Source organism: Bacillus sp. RZ2MS9, assembly GCF_001816185.2.
Classification (GTDB): Bacteria; Bacillota; Bacilli; order Bacillales; family Bacillaceae_G; genus Bacillus_A; species Bacillus_A cereus.
Genome location: NZ_CP049978.1, coordinates 5,258,786 through 5,275,332 on the forward strand (window position 1 = coordinate 5,258,786; position 16,547 = coordinate 5,275,332).

The window sequence follows — 16,547 nt, forward strand, 5'->3', positions numbered from 1 at the left end:
AAAGAGGTTGATATAATGAAGACATTTCTTTCCGCCTTACAATGGGCACTATTTATTTTAGCTGGAAGCCTTATTGTACCAATTAGTGTCGCAACTAGTTATGGTCTTAATGGCGCTGAAGCCATCGCATTTGTACAAAGAACATTATTTGTTCTAGGTTTTGCTGGTCTCTTGCAAGCTATATTTGGGCATAAACTTCCTATTCAAGAAGGTCCTGCTGGCCTTTGGTGGGGAATTTTCTCCCTTTACGCAAGTTTAGGCGTCGTACTATTTGGATCAAATAATGAGACACTTAAAGTTCTTCAATATGCTTTCTTATTAAGTGGTATTATTTGTATTATTCTTAGCGTTTTTGGACTTATTGATAAACTCGTTCGCTATTTTACACCGACAGTCATTGGAACGTATTTATTTCTTCTTGTCGCGCAGCTTAGTGGCTCCTTCTTAAAGGGAATGTTTGGCCTTGATGGAAAACATACAGAAGTACAACCTAACGTATTTATTCTTTCACTCATTGTTATTTTACTATCCTTTTTCATCATGAAGCTACCTATTATTGGACAATATTCCGTTCTTTTCAGTATCGTATGCGGCTGGATATTATTCGCATGCTTCGGATTATCTAATCCAATAACACCAGTGACAGACATAATCCGTTTTCCATCCTTATTTGTTTTCGGAATGCCTCGTGTTGAATGGAACATGGTAATTACGGTCATTTTCGTTACGCTCTTACTTCTAACAAATATGTTAGCAAGTATTCGCGTTGTACAAAAGGTTGTCTCTAAATATGAAGAAAACGCTGCATCAGATCGTTTTAAACAAGCTGGCATTATAACAGGAATCAACCAATTGCTAGGCGGCCTATTTTCAGCTATTGGGCCTGTCGCTATTTCTGGATCAGCAGGTTTTATTGCAACGACTAATATTTATAAACGTCTCCCGTTTATATTAGGGTCAAGCTTTATTATTGTCGTTAGTATATTTCCAAAGATTACTTCATTCTTTGCAGCAATCCCTGTTGCAGTTGGTTATGCCGCTATTTATCCTGTATTCGCAAGCATGATTGGTCTCGCCTTTCGAGAATACGAAACTGTCCAGGATAAAGAACGATTATTTAAAGTAGCCGGTCTTTCAATCTTTACAGGAGTCGGAGTTATGTTTGTTCCAGCAGGAGCATATTCCACACTTCCACCATTTCTAGCATCGTTTTTAAGTAATGGTCTCGTTCTTGGATCTGTAATGGCAATCTTGCTAGAAATACTATTTTCTCGTTCCACAGCAAAACAAATATCTTAAATTGGAAAACTTCCATTATTGCACTCTACCTTTAGAGTTGTTACGATAAAATCAAACTTTAATCATTGGGGTTTTATTCATCCCCAATGATTATTAACCAATATTATGAGCAACACACTCATAATAATTTATCTACTTCTTTTCAAAGAGGTTTGATGTCTTACTATTATTCCTCAATCTCTTCATGAACATGTATTTTGATTTCAATTAAAGAAAGGAATTTTCTATATGACTTATAAAATGATTGTTTTAGATTTAGATGATACTTTATTACGTGATGACCATACTATTTCACCTCGTACGAAAGAAGCGTTAATGACTGCACAAGAGCAAGGCGTAAAGGTTGTACTTGCTTCTGGACGTCCAACGTTCGGTATGCGCAATGTAGCGAAAGAACTTCGTTTAGAAGAATACGGCAGTTTCATTTTATCTTTTAATGGTGCAAAAATTATTAACTGTAAAACAAACGAAGAAATCTTTAGTAGTACACTATCTCCTGAAATCGTTCACAACCTATTTGAAATTAGTCAAACTGAAGATGTATGGATTCATACTTATATGGGCGATGATATCGTAACGGAAGAAAATAATCCTTATACTGAAATTGAGGGCGATATTACTGGTATGCCAATTGTTGTAGTAGATGACTTTAAAGCTGCAGTTAAAGAGCCCGTAGTAAAAGTATTAATGAATAAAGAAGCTGAACGCCTTGTTGAAGTTGAAAAAAAACTACAAAAACAGCTAGAAGGCCAATTAAGCGTGATGCGTTCGAAACCATTCTTCTTAGAATTTACTGAAGCTGGTGTTACAAAAGGAACGAGCTTAAACAAACTGATCCAAAAGCTTGGCATTAAGCGTGAAGAAGTTATCGCAATGGGCGATAGCTATAACGACCAAGCGATGATTGAATTTGCTGGTCTTGGCGTTGCAATGGGCAATGCACCTGATGATATTAAAGAAATTGCAAACTACGTAACAGATACAAATATGAACGATGGTGTTGCAAAAGTTGTAGAGAAATTCGTTTTAAAAACGGATGTACTTGTTTAATATTTTCATTCACAAAACCTATTTGAAGTCAAATACTTCAAATAGGTTTTTATTTAAATTCTCATGCTTTTGTGACTATATTTTGAACTTTGCACTATTCTCGTAGTGTAAACTTTCTTTTTGTATATAATGAAACAAAATAGACTATTTTATTTTGAAAAAGAATACAAATTTACTATATACAAGCATACGTTAAAGGAGGCTACTTTATGTTATCTACACCAATCGGACGATTAAGAGCAATTGGACTAGTTGAGGGTATTTCTTTCCTATTACTATTATTTGTAGCAATGCCATTGAAATATTTCGCAGGATTTGCAACAGCTGTTAAAATTACAGGCATGGCTCATGGTGTTCTATTTATTCTATTCATCTTTGCAGTAATTCAAGTAACAATCGTACACCGTAAATCAATTTTATGGGCACTTGGAGCATTTGTTTCATCAGTTATCCCATTTGGCACTTTTGTACTAGATGCAAAATTAAAGAACGAGCAACAATAATAATAAAAAGGTAGTTAACGACTGTTAACTACCTTTTCTATTTATAAATTTGGAATTTCCCAATCAATTTCTCTTTCGCCCATATTAGCTAAAATCGTATTTACTTTAGAATATGGCTTACTACCAAAGAAACCACGTCTTGCCGATAATGGGCTTGGATGTACAGATTCGATAATATGATGATTCGGATTCGTAATTAACTTCTTCTTCGCCTGCGCATGGCGCCCCCACAATATGAAAATAACTGGCTTTTCACGTTCATTCAACAGTTCAATTACACGATCTGTAAAGTGCTCCCATCCTTTTCCCTTATGAGAATTTGCTTCGCCTTGACGAACTGTTAATACGGTATTTAGTAATAATACTCCTTGTTCCGCCCATTTTACTAAATAACCGTTATTCGGGATTTCATAACCATATTCATCTCGAAGTTCTTTATACATATTTAACAATGACGGTGGTGTTTTAACACCAGGTTGCACAGAAAAGCTTAAACCATGCGCTTGATTCGGTCCATGATATGGATCTTGTCCTAAAATAACAACCTTTGTATTTTCATAACTTGTATACTGAAGAGCGTTAAAAATATCTTCTACCTTCGGATAAACAACATGCGTGCTGTATTCTTCTGTCAAAAAACTGGATAGAGTAAGATAATACTCTTTCTCGAATTCTGGTGCCAATAGTGGCTCCCAATCATTCTTTAAAACATTTTCCATACTGTCACTTCCTGTCTAATTAATTCACCATATCCTGTCTTGTAAATACTACGAACGAAATAACAAGAGAAACAACTGCCCAAACAGTTAAATTCATCAAAGAAAATCCCATCGATAAACCTTGTAATGCAGGTAATTTTCCTGATAAATAATCCGTTAATGATAGATTCACACTAAAAATATATTTGGCGCCTTCCCAAGATGTTGCGAACGAGCTTAAAATACCGCCTGCAATTAATGCAGCTAGCATAACGCCCATACCAGCTGGTGTATTACGAATTAAAACAGAGACCATAAATGATATAGTTCCGACAACGATAGCAACAAACCAGGCTAGTCCATACGCCATTAAGATGTATTGCCACTGCGGAATAAGATGCACAAAGTTCGTATTTAACGTTTCCTTATCAATAACGAATCCTGTTAAAACAGGTAAATTCCATCCCGAGTACCCAAATACAAGCCCTGATAATATGTAAGCAAACAAACCTACAAGAAACAGTATGAGCGAAATGAAAAATAACATCGTCACGTATTTACTAAGGAGTATTTTCCAGCGCCGAATTGGCCGCGTAAGTAACATCTTCATCGTCCCATCACTTCGTTCTCCTGAAACGATATCAATGGCTACAATCATTACAAGAAGCGGAATAAATAATGTAATTCCTTGTTCAATAAATGCTCTGACAAAAGTCGGTGCACCCGGTGCCATCGGATTAATATCATGATCTAAATAATATTGTTGTTGCTCAACTCTTACCTTTAACCAATCACGCCATTCTTCTGGCAACCTAGAATTGTTCAACCGGTTCTGAGAATCAACAATTTGCTGTTGCAATGAAACCTTCCAATCAGTTGTACCGAGTCTTTTTTGTGTCGTTTCTATTTCACGATACTGCGCATACACAAAAAGCGGGATCAAGATTGCTAAAATAAGCATGACAACAAAAATACGTTTCTTGCGGTAAATCTTTTCTGATTCATTTAAAACTAGATTCGCAAATTCACGCATGCTGCTCACCCCTTGTGAGTTCAATAAATAAATCTTCTAGCGTAAATACATGCTCCTTAACGCTATGTACATCTATTTCATTTTCGACAAAGTGTTTATTCCAACTACTTATAGATGCAATATCCATGCGGCATAGTAATCGCTCGCCTTCTACACTCACTTCCCTTACTTCTTCGGCCGCTTCTAGCATATCTTTCGCCTTAGAAATCGGTGTAACAATCCATTCTACACGATCACTTGCTGTTTTAATTAATTCTTCAACCTTGGCAACTGTTATCATCTTTCCTTTATGAATAATAGCAACGCGATCGCATATCATTTGCACTTCACTTAGCAAGTGACTTGAAATAAACACGCTCATATTTTCTTCTTTTACAAGCTTATGTATAAATTCCCTAAGTTCTCTAATCCCTGCTGGATCTAAACCATTCGTTGGCTCATCTAATATGAGCAATTTCGGATTCCCAAGGAGCGCCTGCGCAATTCCAAGGCGTTGTTTCATACCAAGTGAGTACGTTTTTACCTTGTCATGAATTCTTTCATCTAAATGAACCATTTCAGCAATTTCAATAATACGTTCATCTGATATATCACCTAACATACGAGCAAATTGCTTTAAATTTTCCCATCCCGTTAAATATGTATACAACTCTGGGTTTTCAACGATACTCCCAATTTGACGCATCGCTTCTCTGAAATTTTCCTTAATCGAATAACCACCGATAGAAATCGTACCTTCTGTCGCCTTAATCAATCCGACTAACATTCGAATGGTAGTCGTCTTTCCAGCACCATTTGGTCCTAAGAACCCGAACACTTCTCCTTGCTTTACATCAAAGGAAATATTCTCTACAAGAGTCTTCTTTCCAATTACCTTCTTCAAGTCTCGTACGGAAAGTATCGTCGTCATTTTACCCCTCCTTGTTCTAATTTTAATTTACTTACAACATTTTGAACTAAACGTTCTGCCATATACGTATAACCTACTTCGTTCGGATGAAAATGATCAGAGTATAATAAATCTTTCCCGCGGTTTTGGAATAAATCAAATGTCGGTGTAATATATACATTTTTATCGTTTAGCGCTAACTTCTCTAAAGATGCATTCCAGTCCACAACAATGTTTGAAGACCCTTTTAAATCTTCTACATCTTCAAAAGGATTGTATAAACCAAGCCAAAAAATCGGACTATCTGTATTTAATTTACGAATTTCTTCTATAATTTTCTTTGCTTCATTTTGAAACGTTTCTGTGTCAGGACGATACGTCTCTAAATCTATTTTCCCAAGTGATTCCCAGCCCGGGAACAAATCATTTCCACCAATCGTTAACACGATTACATCTGCTTGCTTAATTGAATATTGAGCGCCATTACTTTCAATTTGTTTTAATAAATCGGGCATTTTTGCACCACTAACTGCTAAATTTGTTAATGCAATTTTTTGCTTATAATCTTTTTGTAAATCCTCTTTCATTCGCCCAACATAGCCAATTCCTTCTTTATCACCAACGCCACGCGTTAATGAATCACCTAAACTAACGATTTGTAACGTTCCCGTTTTCTTTTTCTCTTTTGTCACTACATCGGTCTTTTTAATTAAATTTGAAGCTTTCGGATTTAATACATCATTTACACCTGAAACAAAGCCATATGCAAATAAACAGAAAGATGCAATTGTAATGAGTAGAATTACTTTTACTACTTTTGATCTCATATCAAAACCCCTTTTAGCCCTCATAGATTGTCCATAATTATACCAAACGAAATTTTGAAAAGCGATTTTCACACCTTCTCAATTACGTCGTTTCTCTATTTACTAACTCTGGTAATAACTCTATATGCTTCACATCTAATTTCTCTTCATTAATCTTTTCATATAATAATTCAAACGCTTTTACTCCAACGTTTTTACTAGAATGCGAAATCGTCGTTATACCCAATATATCTGCCACCTCTTGATCATCACACCCGATAATCGTAATATCCTCTGGAATACGAATTCCTTGTTTTTTTGCTTCTGTAACCATCCCCGCTGCAATATGGTTACAAGATACAAGGAACGCCGTCGGTTTTACTGACATATGAGCCCATTCTCTAATTACATTGCGTCCATCTTCCACTGTAAAACAACCCTCAAATTTCCAGGTCTCTAACGGTGTTACGATACTCTGTTGAAGCGAATCTTCATATGCCTTCTTTCGTCTTTGGCTATTAACACTATTACTTCTTCCAATACAATATCCAATATGTGTATGACCGGCATCTATTAAGCTTTTCATCCCAAGTGAAAATACTTTGTAGTAATCGATATGGACACTTGAAATGTATTTTGAATCTATTTCTTCACACATAACAATCGGGCCGAATTTTGTATATTCTTCAAGCTTCTCCTTACTATTTGCCCGAGAACAAATAATAACCCCATCAAGCTTTTTCATTTTTAACATATTTAAAATTTCTAGTTCTCTTTCTTCGCTATAATTCGTCTGGCAAAGCATCATATTATAATTATTCTTTGCTGTCTCTTTTGATATCCCCTCGATAATAGCGCTATAATATTGATCATTTACGTGTGGCAATAAAACGCCAATTACATTCGTTTTTCCTTTCACTAAATGAATTGCATTCACATTTTGCGTGTAATTTAATTCTTCTATAATCGCTAAAATTTCTTTTCGTTTCTGTTCATTTACGTACGGATGATTATTTAGTACACGTGAAACAGTTGAAACAGATACTCCAGCAAGTTCAGCAATCTTTCTTATATTTGTCATCTCATTTTCCCCTTCTCACAAAAATTCTCCCTTGACCTGGTAAGCTTTCCACAATATATCCTTTCCTAGCAAATACATTTAGAAAGGATATACAACTATGCTTCGATTCAAATTAGAATATATATTTTTCATTGGCGGTTTACTCATTCTTGCCATCGGTATTAATATGATGACGACAATTACTTCCTTTGGACTTAGCCCTTATGATTCCTTCTTTATTGCACTATATCAAAATTTTGGCATAAGTATTGGTTTTTGGATTTTCATGATTAACTTTGCTTTTACACTTATCGTACTCTTTTGGAATAAAAAACAAATTACAATCGGTACAATTGTAACGATGGTTCTTATTTCTCTTTTTGTTGATTGGATTGGTTCCATTACAACTATTATGGACGCTATCCGCTCTCTTCCAAAATATATAACACTTATTTGCGGAAATCTATTCGTTGGAGCTGGAATTGGTCTTTACGTCTCTACAAACCTTTGCGCAGCGCCTCAAGAAGCTTTCGTTTTAACGGTTGCTGAGAAGAAAAAATGGACGTTTAGAAGAACAGAGATTTCATTAGCCTTTTTATTTTTAACGTTAAGCTTTTTATTAGACGGACCTATCTATTTTGGAACAATCATCTTATCCTTTACAACAGGCTGGATTATCCAAGCATTTATTCAAGTTGGTACGCAGATTTTAAATAGAAAAGAGCCTATTAAGCAAGCTGCTTAATAGGCTCTTTCTGTTTTATGGTAAGGATACTACTTAGCATCCCCTTCAATTCGATAGTTCGCTTTCAAACAATCTATTTCTTCATACCCTTGCAACGTATGTAGAATATAATCATAATCAGCAAGAGACGCACGATGCGTTACAATTACAATTTCAGCCTTTCCTTTCTCTTCAAGCGGCATTTGAATAATTTTCTCAAAGCTAACTCCGCGCTCAGAGAACAATGAAGTAATTTTTGCAAATACACCAATTTCGTCTTTTACATGCAGTCTTAAAAACTTTTTCACGACAATTTCGTCTGGCTCTTTTAATACTTTTTGATATTGTGGGACTACAGCACTATTTCCTGTTACCCCTAATCTAATATTTTGCATTACAGCAACTAAATCCGAAACAACAGCTGTCGCTGTTGGTAAACTTCCTGCGCCTGGTCCATAAAACATCGTTTCCCCAACTGCTTCACCGTACACATACACAGCGTTATATTCATTTTGTACTGCCGCAAGAGGATGTGTATTTGGAAGTAAAGTTGGTTCAACTGTAACCTCCAATTTTTCACCATCTCGTTTTGCAAGACCGATTAATTTAATTGTATAACCTAAGCTCTTACTATATTCAATATCTTCCTCTGTAATAGAGGTAATCCCTTTTACTTTCACGTCTCCAAGCTCTACATTTGTAGAGAAACCGAGAGTAGCTAAAATCGTCATTTTTCTTGCTGCATCTAAACCTTCTACATCTGATGTTGGATCTGCTTCTGCAAATCCAAGTTGTTGGGCTTCTTTTAACACGTCGTTATATGCTCTCCCTTCGTCTGACATTTTCGTCAAAATAAAATTTGTCGTTCCATTTACAATTCCCATTACTTTCGTAATAAGATCTGAGGAAAGTCCTTCTACGATACTGCGTAAAATTGGAATTCCCCCTGCCACACTCGCCTCATAGAATAAATCAGCCTTATTATCTTTTGCTGTCGCTAATAATTCAGCTCCATGTAATGCCATTAAGTCTTTATTTGCAGTTACAATATGCTTTCCGCTTTTTAAAGCTTGTAAAACATATGATTTTGCATCATCAATGCCACCCATCACTTCAATGACAACATCAATATTTGGATTATCTAAAATTTCATTTGCATCTTGTGTTAATAGAGTAGAAGGTACCTCTACCTCTCTCTCTTTCTCAATGTTTTGCACTAATACTTTCGTTACCTTCACTGGACAACCTACTTGGTGTATGAGTCGTTCTTGATGATCCGTAATAATACGAACCACACCACTGCCAACTGTCCCAAGACCTAATAACCCAACTTGAATTTCTTTCATAGTACTGTCCACCCCTCAAAAATTGTGTTTAGATGAAATTATATGAGTAAAAAATCTGAAAAACAATGTATTTTGAACATTCGGAAAAATAAAGGTTAATCTTTACAAGGAAAACGTTGCCACGTGTTACACAATCCTTCTTTACAATATATAAGGGGTTTCTTGATACACGTAATAATTCAACCAATTAGAAAACAATAAATTACCATGACTCCTCCACCTAACAAGCGGCTTTTCATCTGGATTATTATGTTTAAAATAGTTTTTTGGCACATCAATATTTAATCCCTTGTCACGATCTCGTTCGTATTCTTGTTTTAACGTCTCACAACTATATTCGCTATGTCCAAGGGCAAACACTTGCCTTCCTTCTGGCCCAATAACAAGGTGAACACCTGCTTCTTCAGAGTTTGCTAACAATGTTAAGTCTTTCACTCCTCTAATATCATTCTCTCGTACTTCTGTATGACGAGAATGCGGAGCAAAAAACAATTCATCAAATCCTTGTAACAATTTCACATGTTGCTCGCAAACTTCATGTTCAAATACACCGAACATTTTTTCCTTAAGGGGATACTTTGGAACACCATAATGATAGTACAAGCCAGCCTGTGCTCCCCAGCAAATATGGAGCGTAGATGTTACATTCGTTTTTGAATACTCCATAATATGTTTAAGCTCTTCCCAATAATCTACCTCTTCAAAAGCAAGGGTCTCCACTGGCGCTCCTGTAATAATGAGCCCATCAAACTTTTCATTTTCAATATCACGAAACGTTTTATAAAAGCTTGTTAAATGTTCTTGCGTTACATTACGAGATAGATGTGATTCCATATGAAGCAAATGAACATCTAATTGTAACGGTGTGTTTCCAATTAAGCGAAGTAATTGTGCCTCTGTGTCTTGCTTCGTTGGCATTAAATTTAATATAGCAATTTTCAAAGCGCGTATATCTTGTGTTTCCGCTCGCTCCTTCGTCATTACAAAAATATTTTCTTTTTGTAACACTTTGCGAGCCGGTAAATCTTTATCAATTATGATCGGCATGTGTTTTGCCCCCAACTAGAGCTGCTTCCAAATCTGCAATAATATCAGAAACATCTTCTATACCAACTGATAAACGAATTAAATCAGATGTAACACCAGCTAAACGCTGATCTTCAGCATTTAATTGTCTATGCGTCGTACTAGCAGGATGTATAACGCAAGTTCGTGCATCAGCTACGTGTGTTACAAGAGTTGCTAGTTTTACATTTGCGATAAATTCTTTTGCTGCTTCTAATCCGCCTTTAATACCGAAAGTTAAAACACCACTAGCACCTTTTTTCAAGTACTGTTGTGCCAATGAGTAATTTTCATTACTATCTAAGCCCGGATAATTCACCCATTCAATACGTTCATGATTAGCAAGCCACTTAGCAACTGCAAGAGCATTTTCACTATGACGTTCCATTCGTAAATGCAATGTTTCTAAGCCAATATTGCTAATATATGCATTGAATGGGCTCATACAATTTCCATAATCTCTTAATAGCTGAACACGTGCTTTCACAATATACGCTGCTGCACCAAAGTTTTGAACGTAACTTACACCGTGATAACTTGGATCTGGTTCAACAAGTTCAGGATACTTTCCATTTGTCCAATCAAAGTTTCCACCGTCAATTACAATACCGCCTAAGGAGCTCGCATGCCCATCGATATACTTCGTCGTAGAATGAACAATAATATTTGCCCCATGTTCAAACGCCTGGCATAAATAAGGAGTTGCTAATGTATTATCAACGATAAAAGGTACCTCTAATTCTTTAGCAGCAGCTGAAAATTCTTTAAAATTTAAAACATTCATCGCTGGATTTCCTAACGATTCTGCATAGATAAGTTTCGTCTTGTCATTAGCAAGCGCCGTAATTTCATCTGCCGTTAAATTTGGATTAAAGAACGTAACATCAATGCCCAGTTTACGCAAACTCACTCCAAATAAATTAAACGTTCCCCCGTAAACCGTTGAAGAACAAAGTAAATGATCCCCACTACTACAAATATTTAAAACTGCGAGCATAATAGCTGCTTGCCCAGAAGCCGTTGCAACAGCTCCTACACCGCCTTCTAAATCTGATAACTTCTGCTCAAATGCGGCTAGAGTAGGGTTTCCAATACGTGTATAAATATATCCTTCTGCCTCTAAGTTAAATAGGGCTGCTAAATCATCTGAAGTATCGTATTTATATGTTGTACTTTGATAAAGTGGTAAAACACGTGGTTCACCATTTTTTGGCGTATAGCCACCTTGCACACAAATTGTTCCTTTTCCCCATGATTCTCCCATCTCTCATTCTCCTTTCTTTTATACAAAATAAAAAACTGCCCCTTTCCTGAAAACAAGAAAGGAGCAGTTTGAAAACACGCTCTAAAGGCTCTTTCTTATCTCTCAGGATTACTACCTGCAGGATTTGGCACAATTCCGTTATACGGCTGTTGCCAAGGTTTCATCGGGCCTGTCCCTCCACCTTTTCTTGATAAGACTATGCAATTACCGTTGATTTTATAGCAATAATTTCCTAATGTCAAACAGTTTTTCTGAATGTTCTAAAATAAATGTTAACAGTTTCATATAAAGCAACAAAAGAAATATATTCTAGTCTATTTCAAAAAAGACCTTTAAAAACCTCAAATCAGTCTATAAAATTAAATAAGTAATTTAACCTATAAATTCAAATTCCCCTAAAGTTAGCCTATATGTTGAATAGGCCATCTTCTCAAAAAGATACTATATATATTCAATCCATTTTTCACTAGTATATTTCACTTTTTTACCTACTAAGATTTACATAACGGAGGTATAACATGACAAATAAAAAAGATATGCAGTACATACTTGCTCTATATGGCATTCTTCTAGGATCTATAGTAGGAGCTACAGTCTGGTTATTTTTAGTCACAATAAATATTGGAATCCACTTTATTTGGGGATACTTGCCTGAAGTTCTCTCTTTTCCCTCTTATTACACCCTTTGCGTAACAATAATTGGCGGGGTCCTTGTTGGTCTATCACAAAAACATTTCGGTACATACCCACGCCTTATGCCTGAAGTGATGGCTGAATATAAAAAAACTGGTCGAATCGAATATCGCTTTGTCCATCAGGCTACTTTAACAGCGATTATTGTTTTAATTTTCGGTGCTAGTCTTGGTCCAGAAGCCGCACTAGTTGGAATTATAGGCGGACTGTGCACATGGGTAGGGGATCGCTTTAAATTTGCCTTAAAGGGTATGAATGAGCTAACCGAGATCGGAATTGGAGCTACTTTAAGTGTCATTTTTAACGCACCATTATTCGGTTATTTAGCACCAAATGAAAATGAGGGGGAACAAATTGCTGCTTTTTCTAAAGGAAAAAAGGCGATTGTATACTTAGCTACTACTTTCGCAGGTTTTTCTGTTTATTTACTACTGAGTAAACTCGATAATCGTGGATCCTTTATTGTTGATTTCGGGGAAGGTGCACTTTCTTTCAATGAATGGATCGCATTTCTTCCACTTGCTAGTATCGGTGCTATAGTTGGTTTCTTTTATTTCAAGTTAGAATTCACATTAGAGAAGTTAATTCACCCTTTTAGGGAATACAAACTGACACTCGGAATTATCGGTGGTATTTTATTAGGAATTGCGGGAACTTTTCTTCCGTACACATTATTTTCAGGGGAACATCAATTAAAAGAATTAGTTGTTGAATGGAGCCATTTATCTTTTTGGATACTACTTCTTTCAGGGATTTTAAAGTTGTGCATTACTGCCGTTTGTTTGAACACAGGGTGGCGAGGTGGACATATCTTCCCAATTATATTTTCCGGGTCAAGTATCGGATACGCTGTAGCATCTATTCTTCCTATAGATCCAGTAGCATCTGTTGCCATCGTAACGACAGCAATTTCAAGCTATGCGTTACGAAAGCCAATAGCTATAACATTACTATTACTTATGTTTTTCCCGCTTAATTTACTATTGCCCATGCTTGGTGCAGCTGCTATCGGGAATGCCTTTCCGCTGCCAAAACATAACGAAAATAAAAATTAATAAAAATAGGAGTGGGGATGAAAGCTCCACTGCCTATTTTTTTATTACACATGCTGCTTTAATAACGCTTCTAACTCCTCAAAATTATGCACTTCATATGTCGGTATAATCCCACTATCATTTAATTTCCTTTCTGGATTAAACCAACAAGTATCAATTCCCGCTACATATCCACCTTTAATATCCGCGCTTAATGAATCTCCAATAATCAGCCCTTCTTCAGGTGCAAAGTTAGGAATCCGTTCAAAAACATAATCAAAATACTCTTTCATCGGCTTTTGAAAACCTGTATCTTCCGAAACAAAAACATCTTTAAACAATGAATGTAACCCTGCATTACGCAAACGTTTATCTTGCGTCTTAGAAACACCATTTGTCACTATATACAACTCATACTCCCCTTGAATTTGATTTATAAATTTAAACGCACCTTGCATGAGTTGATTTCCTTCTTCTAAGTAGTTACGGTAATTATTTTCGAATAATATTCCGTCTACTTCTTCTCCATACTCTTTAAACAACAGAGAGAATCGTGTATTTACAACTTCATTGCGTGATAGTTCACCTTTTTCAAAAGCATCCCAAAGACCTTTATTTATTTTTTTATAACGAGCCTCTATCTCGTCTGTTAAAGGGATTCCCTTCTCTTCAAAAAGCACCCGTAAAGCCACTTTTTCAGCCTTTTGGAAATCTAATAATGTATCATCTACATCAAATAGCAATGTTTTATATTTTTTCATAAACTCATCACACTCTCTTTTCTACAAAAACAAATTTACATAAATCGTATCATTCCTTCTTGTAAAGATAATAGGAGATATCTCATACTATACATAGGGGTGAAAATATGAAAATCAGCAAAAATAAGGAAGAAATTTATCAATACATGCAAATCCATCAATTCCATACCCTATTTTCATTTCATGTCTTGCCATATGTAGAGCTACATTCTTTTCAAACGAAAGAGATGATATGTAGCGAAGGAAATACTCTCCCTTATCTCTATTACTTAATTTCTGGGAAGGCAAAAATATATATGAGTCATAAAAACGGGAAGGTTTCATTAATTAATTTTATTCAAGCACCATCTTTTATCGGGGAATTAGGATTAATAGGAGTAGAAAATATTACTAAGTCTGTTGAAGTACTAGAAGATTGTGTGTGTTTGGCACTTCCTCTTAAAGATTGTCAGCAACTTTTATTACAAGATGCAACGTTTTTACAGCACTTATGTAAATTTATTGGAGAAAAGACAATTACTCGCACTGAAAATTACGCAAAAAACTATAGTTATCCTTTTGAAAATCGATTAGCTGCTTTTATTTTATTAACAGAGCAAAGTAATTGTTATATAGAAAAGCATACCGAGGCCTCGGAATATTTAAATGTCAGCTACCGTCATCTTTTATATGTATTAAATCAGTTTTGCCAACAAAATTATTTAAGAAAAGAAGGCCGAACATATTATATACAAGATCGAAATACATTAGAAAAACTTGCTGATGAACTAAAAATATAAAAAAACAGCATTAACGTTTACATGTTAATGCTGTTTTTTCGAGTGACGATTATACTTTTAATTAAAATTTACTTGCTACTTTAGCTGCTTCTTCAAGACCTGCAGCAATGATTTCTTCTGCTTTATCTGGGAATTGGTTATGCCCTTCAATAACTACTGTTTCCATGTTTGTTGCGCCGAAGAAGCCCATCATACTTGCTACATATTTAACAGCCATTTCTACCTCAGCTGCTGGACCTTCTGAATATACGCCGCCTCTTGCATTTAATAATGCAATCTTCTTATCTCCGATTAGGCCAACTGGACCCTCTGGCGTATATTTGAACGTTTTACCAGCACGGTTTAAATAATCAATATATGTGTGCAATACTGCTGGAATCGTTAAGTTCCATAATGGGAAGCCGAAAACAACTTTATCAGCTTCTAGGAATTGATTTAAATACTTATCAGCAACTGCTACTGCTTTTGCCTCTTCTTCTGTTAAATCAAATCCTTTACCTACCTTGAATGTACCATTAATCATATCTACGCCTACATATGGTAATTCTTCTTTATATAAATCAAGTTCTACTACTGTATCATTTGGGTGTGCTTCTTTATAGTTTGCTAAAAATGCCTCATATAATTTTACACTAACTGCTTGTTCCGCTGGACGGTTATTTGCTTTAACGAATAAAACTGTTGCCATTATTTATTCCTCCTAGTACTCACTCTTATGTTGTTATATGCTTTCAAAAAAGGTATCCCTTGTAATTGTTGTTTTGTTGCTTACAAACATATTTTATCTTTATATAATGACAATTTCGTCCTCACATAGACGTATTTTTCCATAAAAAAAGTCCACCTTCCAAAGGCGAACTTGGTCTTACGACTTTCGTCTTATACAATTCCATTTTTCACTGCATATAATGCCGCTTGCGTACGATCAGATAAATTCAACTTACTCAAAATGCTACTTACATGCGCCTTAACCGTCTTTTCTGTAATAACTAAAACAGATGCAACTTCCTTATTGCTCATCCCTTTCGCTAATAGCTGCAATACTTCATTTTCTCTCGCTGTTAGCACATCCACTTGAATAGAAGGTTCTTCTTCCTTTTCTTCTACAGGTAATGTTTGAGAGAGAAGAGCATTTGCTATATCCGGATGTAATTGAATATTACCTTTATATGCGCTTCGAATAGCCTCAACAAGCTGATCTGGTTCTACATCTTTTAAAATATAACCACTTGCTCCAGCCCTTAATGCAGGTAACACATGCGCCTGATCAGAAAAGCTAGTTAATACAATTACTTTCACATTTGGATACTCTTTTTTAATATATGCCGTCGCCTCAACACCATCCATTTCAGGCATGTATAAATCCATTAATATAACATCGGGAGTTGTTTCTCCTACTTTCACTAACGCTTCTTTCCCATTATTCGCTTCTCCAACTAACTCTAAATCTTCCTGTGTACTTAAGAAAAATGCTAATCCTTTTAAAACGACTGTATGATCATCAACTAACAATACTTTTATTTTCACAAACTTCCCTCATTTT

17 protein-coding genes and 1 riboswitch are annotated in these 16,547 nt (G+C 35.6%); of the genes, 6 read left to right on the top strand and 11 right to left on the bottom strand.

Annotated elements, in window-relative coordinates:
- The first annotated feature begins 15 nt into the window (after positions 1–15).
- The 3 genes from BHV55_RS26865 to BHV55_RS26875 all read left to right on the top strand — a co-directional run bounded on the left by BHV55_RS26865 (position 16) and on the right by BHV55_RS26875 (position 2,852).
- A complete protein-coding gene (locus BHV55_RS26865; protein WP_000847044.1) occupies positions 16–1,299 on the top strand; it encodes a purine/pyrimidine permease in 1,284 nt (427 codons plus the stop codon).
- A gap of 228 nt (positions 1,300–1,527) precedes the next feature.
- The gene (locus BHV55_RS26870) at positions 1,528–2,349 is read left to right on the top strand and encodes a Cof-type HAD-IIB family hydrolase (RefSeq protein ID WP_000221395.1); all 822 of its coding nucleotides are present in this window, start codon (positions 1,528–1,530) and stop codon (positions 2,347–2,349) included.
- A gap of 209 nt (positions 2,350–2,558) precedes the next feature.
- Entirely contained in the window at positions 2,559–2,852 is a 294-nt protein-coding gene (locus BHV55_RS26875; protein ID WP_000953396.1) for a DUF3817 domain-containing protein, read from the top strand.
- A gap of 41 nt (positions 2,853–2,893) precedes the next feature.
- Here the strand turns inward: BHV55_RS26875 and BHV55_RS26880 are convergent, their stop codons facing one another.
- Genes BHV55_RS26880 through BHV55_RS26900 form a run of 5 tightly spaced genes read right to left on the bottom strand, consistent with a single transcriptional unit; the run spans position 2,894 to position 7,359 of the window.
- Positions 2,894–3,571 (bottom strand): uracil-DNA glycosylase, encoded by a 678-nt coding sequence (locus tag BHV55_RS26880; RefSeq protein WP_000432520.1) that lies wholly within the window; start codon positions 3,569–3,571, stop codon positions 2,894–2,896.
- 19 nt (positions 3,572–3,590) lie between these two features.
- Positions 3,591–4,583 (bottom strand): ABC transporter permease subunit, encoded by a 993-nt coding sequence (locus BHV55_RS26885; protein WP_001206477.1) that lies wholly within the window; start codon positions 4,581–4,583, stop codon positions 3,591–3,593.
- Positions 4,576–5,493, bottom strand: a complete 918-nt coding sequence (locus BHV55_RS26890) for an ABC transporter ATP-binding protein (RefSeq protein WP_070758268.1) — start codon at positions 5,491–5,493, stop codon at positions 4,576–4,578. Before BHV55_RS26890 ends, BHV55_RS26885 begins: the two co-directional genes overlap by 8 nt.
- Positions 5,490–6,371 carry an SGNH/GDSL hydrolase family protein gene (locus tag BHV55_RS26895; RefSeq protein WP_002097903.1) on the bottom strand — a complete coding sequence of 294 codons (882 nt, stop codon included), beginning with the start codon at positions 6,369–6,371 and terminating at the stop codon, positions 5,490–5,492. Before BHV55_RS26895 ends, BHV55_RS26890 begins: the two co-directional genes overlap by 4 nt.
- A 10-nt stretch (positions 6,372–6,381) precedes the next feature.
- Positions 6,382–7,359: a LacI family DNA-binding transcriptional regulator gene (locus tag BHV55_RS26900; protein ID WP_000181969.1), complete on the bottom strand. Its 978-nt coding sequence runs from the start codon at positions 7,357–7,359 to the stop codon at positions 6,382–6,384.
- A gap of 97 nt (positions 7,360–7,456) precedes the next feature.
- Here BHV55_RS26900 and BHV55_RS26905 point away from each other — a divergent pair, with 97 nt between their 5' ends.
- Entirely contained in the window at positions 7,457–8,083 is a 627-nt protein-coding gene (locus BHV55_RS26905) for a YczE/YyaS/YitT family protein (protein WP_000943411.1), read from the top strand.
- Between the two features lie 29 nt (positions 8,084–8,112).
- Here the strand turns inward: BHV55_RS26905 and BHV55_RS26910 are convergent, their stop codons facing one another.
- From BHV55_RS26910 to BHV55_RS26920, 3 genes are all read right to left on the bottom strand, one after another.
- On the bottom strand, positions 8,113–9,408 hold the full coding sequence (locus tag BHV55_RS26910; RefSeq protein WP_070758270.1) for a homoserine dehydrogenase: 1,296 nt from the start codon (positions 9,406–9,408) through the stop codon (positions 8,113–8,115).
- Positions 9,409–9,549: 141 nt separating this feature from the next.
- A complete protein-coding gene (metA, locus tag BHV55_RS26915; RefSeq protein ID WP_001121538.1) occupies positions 9,550–10,455 on the bottom strand; it encodes a homoserine O-acetyltransferase MetA in 906 nt (301 codons plus the stop codon).
- Entirely contained in the window at positions 10,439–11,737 is a 1,299-nt protein-coding gene (locus tag BHV55_RS26920; protein ID WP_000504780.1) for a bifunctional O-acetylhomoserine aminocarboxypropyltransferase/cysteine synthase, read from the bottom strand. Before BHV55_RS26920 ends, metA begins: the two co-directional genes overlap by 17 nt.
- A gap of 92 nt (positions 11,738–11,829) precedes the next feature.
- Positions 11,830–11,934: riboswitch (SAM riboswitch) on the bottom strand.
- 321 nt (positions 11,935–12,255) lie between these two features.
- On the opposite strand from BHV55_RS26920, the gene BHV55_RS26925 reads away from it, so the two are divergent.
- Positions 12,256–13,485, top strand: coding sequence for a chloride channel protein (locus BHV55_RS26925; protein WP_000182464.1), 1,230 nt, complete (start codon positions 12,256–12,258; stop codon positions 13,483–13,485).
- A 44-nt stretch (positions 13,486–13,529) separates the two neighbouring features.
- Here BHV55_RS26925 and BHV55_RS26930 read toward each other — a convergent pair whose 3' ends face one another.
- Positions 13,530–14,225: a YjjG family noncanonical pyrimidine nucleotidase gene (locus BHV55_RS26930; protein WP_000760189.1), complete on the bottom strand. Its 696-nt coding sequence runs from the start codon at positions 14,223–14,225 to the stop codon at positions 13,530–13,532.
- 107 nt (positions 14,226–14,332) lie between these two features.
- On the opposite strand from BHV55_RS26930, the gene BHV55_RS26935 reads away from it, so the two are divergent.
- Positions 14,333–15,004 carry a transcriptional regulator YeiL gene (locus tag BHV55_RS26935; protein ID WP_070758272.1) on the top strand — a complete coding sequence of 224 codons (672 nt, stop codon included), beginning with the start codon at positions 14,333–14,335 and terminating at the stop codon, positions 15,002–15,004.
- A gap of 61 nt (positions 15,005–15,065) precedes the next feature.
- On the opposite strand, the gene BHV55_RS26940 is transcribed toward BHV55_RS26935, so the two are convergent.
- The gene (locus tag BHV55_RS26940) at positions 15,066–15,692 is read right to left on the bottom strand and encodes an FMN-dependent NADH-azoreductase (RefSeq protein WP_000246735.1); all 627 of its coding nucleotides are present in this window, start codon (positions 15,690–15,692) and stop codon (positions 15,066–15,068) included.
- A gap of 191 nt (positions 15,693–15,883) precedes the next feature.
- Positions 15,884–16,531 carry a response regulator gene (locus BHV55_RS26945; RefSeq protein WP_000695813.1) on the bottom strand — a complete coding sequence of 216 codons (648 nt, stop codon included), beginning with the start codon at positions 16,529–16,531 and terminating at the stop codon, positions 15,884–15,886.
- Between the last annotated feature and the right edge of the window lie 16 nt (positions 16,532–16,547).

Excerpts from the sequence above, each read along its gene's own strand:
- BHV55_RS26940 (WP_000246735.1), bottom strand. The coding sequence starts at position 15,692 with ATGGCAACAGTTTTATTCGTTAAAGCAAATAACCGTCCAGCGGAACAA.
- BHV55_RS26885 (WP_001206477.1), bottom strand. The coding sequence starts at position 4,583 with ATGCGTGAATTTGCGAATCTAGTTTTAAATGAATCAGAAAAGATTTAC.
- BHV55_RS26935 (WP_070758272.1), top strand. The coding sequence starts at position 14,333 with ATGAAAATCAGCAAAAATAAGGAAGAAATTTATCAATACATGCAAATC.
- BHV55_RS26880 (WP_000432520.1), bottom strand. The coding sequence starts at position 3,571 with ATGGAAAATGTTTTAAAGAATGATTGGGAGCCACTATTGGCACCAGAA.
- BHV55_RS26930 (WP_000760189.1), bottom strand. The coding sequence starts at position 14,225 with ATGAAAAAATATAAAACATTGCTATTTGATGTAGATGATACATTATTA.
- BHV55_RS26890 (WP_070758268.1), bottom strand. The coding sequence starts at position 5,493 with ATGACGACGATACTTTCCGTACGAGACTTGAAGAAGGTAATTGGAAAG.
- BHV55_RS26870 (WP_000221395.1), top strand. The coding sequence starts at position 1,528 with ATGACTTATAAAATGATTGTTTTAGATTTAGATGATACTTTATTACGT.
- BHV55_RS26910 (WP_070758270.1), bottom strand. The coding sequence starts at position 9,408 with ATGAAAGAAATTCAAGTTGGGTTATTAGGTCTTGGGACAGTTGGCAGT.
- metA (WP_001121538.1), bottom strand. The coding sequence starts at position 10,455 with ATGCCGATCATAATTGATAAAGATTTACCGGCTCGCAAAGTGTTACAA.
- BHV55_RS26900 (WP_000181969.1), bottom strand. The coding sequence starts at position 7,359 with ATGACAAATATAAGAAAGATTGCTGAACTTGCTGGAGTATCTGTTTCA.
- BHV55_RS26905 (WP_000943411.1), top strand. The coding sequence starts at position 7,457 with ATGCTTCGATTCAAATTAGAATATATATTTTTCATTGGCGGTTTACTC.
- BHV55_RS26925 (WP_000182464.1), top strand. The coding sequence starts at position 12,256 with ATGACAAATAAAAAAGATATGCAGTACATACTTGCTCTATATGGCATT.
- BHV55_RS26865 (WP_000847044.1), top strand. The coding sequence starts at position 16 with ATGAAGACATTTCTTTCCGCCTTACAATGGGCACTATTTATTTTAGCT.
- BHV55_RS26920 (WP_000504780.1), bottom strand. The coding sequence starts at position 11,737 with ATGGGAGAATCATGGGGAAAAGGAACAATTTGTGTGCAAGGTGGCTAT.
- BHV55_RS26875 (WP_000953396.1), top strand. The coding sequence starts at position 2,559 with ATGTTATCTACACCAATCGGACGATTAAGAGCAATTGGACTAGTTGAG.